This window comes from Pseudomonas sp. PA-4-8C, from assembly GCF_021606625.1.
Lineage (GTDB): Bacteria > Pseudomonadota > Gammaproteobacteria > Pseudomonadales > Pseudomonadaceae > Aquipseudomonas > Aquipseudomonas lactis.
The window spans coordinates 1-4401 of the sequence record NZ_WKCD01000368.1; the positions used below are offsets into that span (position 1 = coordinate 1).

Below are 4401 nucleotides of genomic sequence, written 5' to 3' on the forward strand. Positions count from 1 at the left end.
ACAAAAGATCGTCTTGAGTCGGAATGGGGTCATAGTTATGAATGCGCCCTTTTATAGAATCGGCATCCTTGGGCAGCGGAAACAGGTCCAGATGATTTATCTCGACCGTTGTTGCTTCAAATGTCGGATACGGACGCGCTTCACCCCTAAAGTCCGCGTTGATAAAGCCAGTCCCGTTGCTGACCTCAAACGTGCCACTGGAGACCTCGATTTCATGAGAGGTACCGATTGCTTGTGCTTTGAAATTGAACGTTGCCGCCATCCGGTTATCTTTAAGCGATACCGTGATCTCCCCCGTCTGGGCAACGAAATTAAGCTGCTGCGTATAGAGCGAAATGACGGTGTTATGGCTGCCTATCAAGAAGGTTTGAGGTTTTCCGTCGTCACACAAGTTGCTAGGGACGTTGACGGTGAACACAATCAAACTACCGCCGGTTGAGGGGCGCCCGTAACTGATGAGTGTCCACACATCTTGATCCAGACGTAGTTCTTGGGTGGGATCGCCAACATAATCAAGCGCCAAGTAGCCGTTCAATGTGGCGGTGAAAGTGCCTTTCGACAACGGTAAAATAGGGACATGCAGTGACTGTTTCATGTTAACCAGCCTCGCCAATAAATAAGTTGATAAAAGAGTTTGTGGGAATGTTAGTACCCTGCTGGCTCGGGCGACACTGTCAACTTTGACAGGTATAAAAAATGATTCTCTTATAACAGAGTCCTATAGAAGGGTGCACCATCAGTAAGAGAGGTGCTCCTAGCGACTCTAGTAATCAATAAACGTTTTCTAGCCTGTAATTTCTAACAGTATCCAAACCTTATCCGTGCGCCTAGGCTGAGGGCTCAGTCACGCTTGGAGGGCTATCGAAATGAAAGGCAAAACAGCAGCTACTGAAGGTACTTTTAACGTTACGGTGACAGGCCAACATAACGTCGTTTTCATCGGCGACGCCGACAAGATGGAGCTATACCGTGAGACGAGTGGGTTATGGCATTTGGCTGCGACCCAGCGCTTATCGAACGTACCGAGTGATTTTCTAGGTATCGATATTCTGCTTCCTTCCGATTTACCTACGGACGGAAGTAAACACACCTACTCGTTTGCAGAAGGCGCAACCAGGCTTCATTTCTCTACGTATGAAAACCAGGGAAATCCAACCTATGCCGCCACCGCAGGGAAAATAGAGGTGTCATTCGACGGTACGAATCTAAAGGCCTCTTTTGGGGCGAGCGCCGAATTTGGCAGCCAAAAAATAGAGCTGGTTGACGGCACGGCGGAACTGAGAGGCCTTTCAACTGGCCTGACTGCACAATACCCGGCAACGGGCGAACTGAAAGCGGTGTTCCAGGGTGGCCCATTACCGGATCCAAAGTTTGTCGCAACCGAATTCAGAATTGATAGCTCAGATTTCGGCGGCCACCGCCCTGATCACCGAATGTTTATCGGCGACCATTACGATGACGACCTATCGCGAACTCGAAATATTCTATCCATCGTGATCAATAAGGACACGAAAGGACTGACCCATGTTTTGGCCGGCAACAACAATGTCCGGGTTCAGTTTATGCGCCTCGACACGTACGGTGGGGTGACAGCCCATGCGGGTACGCTGAAACTGAACGAAGAAGTCACCGACGATCATGGCTCGGGGGAGTTTTCCTGCTCCTTTCGAAAAAATGACGGACCTGAGTTTACTGTCGAAGGGACGTTTCGACTGACCAGAGTCCGTCACTGAGCCAATCACCTTGCGGGCGGGGCGTTTACAGCAGTCCCCCGCCGTCAATGTCGATGATGCTGCCAGTCAAGAAGCCATTTTCCATTGCCAACACATACCCCGCCGCCACCTCCTGCGCCTGCCCCACCCGCCCAACCGGCAATGCGTCGCCCGCCTTGGCAAACATCGCCATACGCTGCTCTTCTCCAAGCCCTGCATAGGCCGGCGTGTCAATTACCCCGGGGCTGATGACATTGACCCGACGCGGTGCCAGTTCCTTGGCCAACTGTTTGCCCAATGCCTCGGTCGCGGCGTTGATGCCCGTCTTGATGAACTGCCCCGCCGCCAGTTTGCGCCCCAGTTGGCCCGAAGTCAGGCTGATGCTGCCGTGTTCATGCAGAAAGGGCAGCGCCTGTTGAATGGCACGTAGCGCGCCCCATAGCTTCACATCGAAGTTGTCCTGGGCTTCATCCAGTTCGGTTTCACTCAAGGGCTTGGCTCGCACCGAAGGCCCCGAGGTGTAGACCAGATGGTCAAAGCGCCCTACGGTTTCGAACAGCCGCTGCAACGAGGCGTTGTCGGTGACGTCCACCGGTTCGCTGCGCAGCCCGTTGTCGGAACTTGACACCAAGCGGCGCCCGGCCACTACCACTTGTGCGCCGCGTGCCAAGGCTGCCTGGGCGACTGCCGCGCCGATACCACTGCTGCCGCCAATGACGATGACGGTTTTACCGCTGAGGGAAGAGGTCATGGAAAACTACCTGAGTGAGAAAGTGAGCGTTCATCTTCCCAGCTTGGTAATCGATGAAAAATCCGGGTAAAACGACAAGATCTTTAAAGGATTTTTATCAATGAGCTCGATTCTCGACCTTGAAGTCTTCGTGCGCAGCGCCGACACCGGCAGCCTGACGGCCGCCGCCCGTGGCCTGGGCCTCACGCCAGCAGCGGCGAGTATTGCGCTCAAGCGCCTTGAGACCCGCCTCGGCATCCGCCTGCTCGCCCGCTCCACCCGCAGCATGCGCCTGACCGAAGAAGGCCGGCGTTACCTGGACAGTGTGCGGGTGGCGCTGGAGGCGCTGTCGGAAGGCGAGCACGCCATCAAGCAACAAGGTCAGAGCCTCAGCGGTTTATTGCAGTTGGCCGCGCCCTCGGACTTTGGCCGCAATGTGCTGCTGGGCTGGCTGGACGAGTTCAAGCTGGAGCACCCTGATATCCGCTTGCAACTGTTGCTCAACGACAGCAATGCCGACTTGTTTCGCGACACCGTCGACATTGCCTTGCGCTTTGGCGTGCCGAGGGACTCCAGCCTCGTGGCCCTGCCGGTGGTACCCGATCACCATCGCATTGCCTGCGCCAGCCCTGAGTACCTGGCGCGCCACGGCACACCGCTTGAGCCCGAAGACTTGGCCCACCACAGCACGCTGTGCTATATGCGCCGGGGCCAGGCCAATAGCACCTGGTATTTCCGCCAGGGGGCGTTGCTTCAAGAAGTCGAGGTGAGCGGTGACTACCTCAGCGATGACGGCGAGATTGTCCGCCGCTGGGCGTTGGCGGGGCATGGCATTGCCTATAAGGCCAACCTGGATGTGGCCCGTGATATCCAGGCTGGCCGGTTGGTACCCTTGCTACCCGACTGGCAAGGCGAACCTGCGCCGTTCAACCTGATGTGCCCGCACCGCCTGCAAGTGTCGGAACGCGTGAAAGTGCTGCACCGTTTTTTACAGGCGCGCTGCGTGACTTTGCTACGCACATGAAGAAATTCGCCCAGGGCTTGTTCCAGAGCGCTCGGGTCTGGTATTGCATCACTTACATTTTGCCTGCCATGAGGAGCTTTGCATGATTTACCGCACATTGGGCCACTCCGGGTTGAAGGTCAGCGCTCTGACCCTCGGCACCATGATGTTTGGCGAACAGACCAGCACCGAAGATTCGCTGCGCATCATCGACAAGGCCTGGGACCAGGGCATCAATTTCATCGACACCGCTGACGTGTACACAGGCGGGCGCTCCGAGGAAATCGTCGGTGAGGCGATTGCACGCAACCGCCACGATTGGGTGGTGGCCTCCAAAGTCGGCTTCGGCCCTGCCGATGGCGTGCCCAACCGCAGCGGTTTGAGCCGCAAGCGTATGTTCACTGCGCTGGACGCCAGCCTGGCACGGCTGGACACCGACTACCTGGACATCTACTACCTGCACCGCGAAGACCACGACACGCCGTTGGAGGTCACCGTGTCCGCCATCGGTGACTTGATCCGCGAAGGCAAGGTTCGCTATTGGGGCCTGTCCAATTACCGGGGTTGGCGCATCGCTGAAGTGATTCGCGTGGCTGAACGCCTGGGGGTTGATAAACCCATCATCAGCCAACCGTTGTACAACATCGTCAATCGCCAGGCCGAGGTGGAACAGATCACCGCTGCAGCGGCTTATGGGCTGGGCGTGGTGCCTTACAGCCCGCTGGCCCGAGGGGTGCTCAGCGGCAAGTACGCACCGGACGTCACGCCTGAACCCGGCAGCCGTGCCGCGCGCCAGGACAAGCGCATCCTGGAAACCGAGTGGCGGGTGGAATTCCCCGTCTCCTTTACACATCCCCGGGCCCCCCAGGCTGTCCCTTGGTTTTCGTTTGCCCGCTTCTCCTTTTCCAAAAAAAAACCATAGCCCGCCTCCCCTTCCCTACTGTCCGTCGCCCCTT

General features: G+C 56.8%; 4 protein-coding genes and 1 pseudogene. 3 read left to right on the forward strand and 2 right to left on the reverse strand.

Translation table 11 applies throughout. The features are described 5' to 3' along the window. On the reverse strand, positions 1 to 595 hold a 595-nt coding region (locus GIW04_RS28190), incomplete at its 3' end, for a hypothetical protein (RefSeq protein ID WP_236479429.1). A 271-nt stretch (positions 596 to 866) separates the two neighbouring features. Here GIW04_RS28190 and GIW04_RS28195 point away from each other — a divergent pair. Then, on the forward strand, positions 867 to 1733 hold the full coding sequence (locus GIW04_RS28195; protein ID WP_120248071.1) for a hypothetical protein: 867 nt from the start codon (positions 867 to 869) through the stop codon (positions 1731 to 1733). Positions 1734 to 1758: 25 nt separating this feature from the next. Here the strand turns inward: GIW04_RS28195 and GIW04_RS28200 are convergent, their stop codons facing one another. Beyond that, positions 1759 to 2463 carry an SDR family oxidoreductase gene (locus GIW04_RS28200; RefSeq protein WP_120248072.1) on the reverse strand — a complete coding sequence of 235 codons (705 nt, stop codon included), beginning with the start codon at positions 2461 to 2463 and terminating at the stop codon, positions 1759 to 1761. Positions 2464 to 2563: 100 nt separating this feature from the next. On the opposite strand from GIW04_RS28200, the gene GIW04_RS28205 reads away from it, so the two are divergent. Together GIW04_RS28205 and GIW04_RS28210 are read left to right on the forward strand one after the other, a co-directional pair. Next, on the forward strand, positions 2564 to 3466 hold the full coding sequence (locus GIW04_RS28205; protein WP_120248073.1) for a LysR family transcriptional regulator: 903 nt from the start codon (positions 2564 to 2566) through the stop codon (positions 3464 to 3466). Positions 3467 to 3548: 82 nt separating this feature from the next. After that, positions 3549 to 4277: pseudogene (locus GIW04_RS28210) on the forward strand (aldo/keto reductase); the annotation flags it as partial. Between the last annotated feature and the right edge of the window lie 124 nt (positions 4278 to 4401).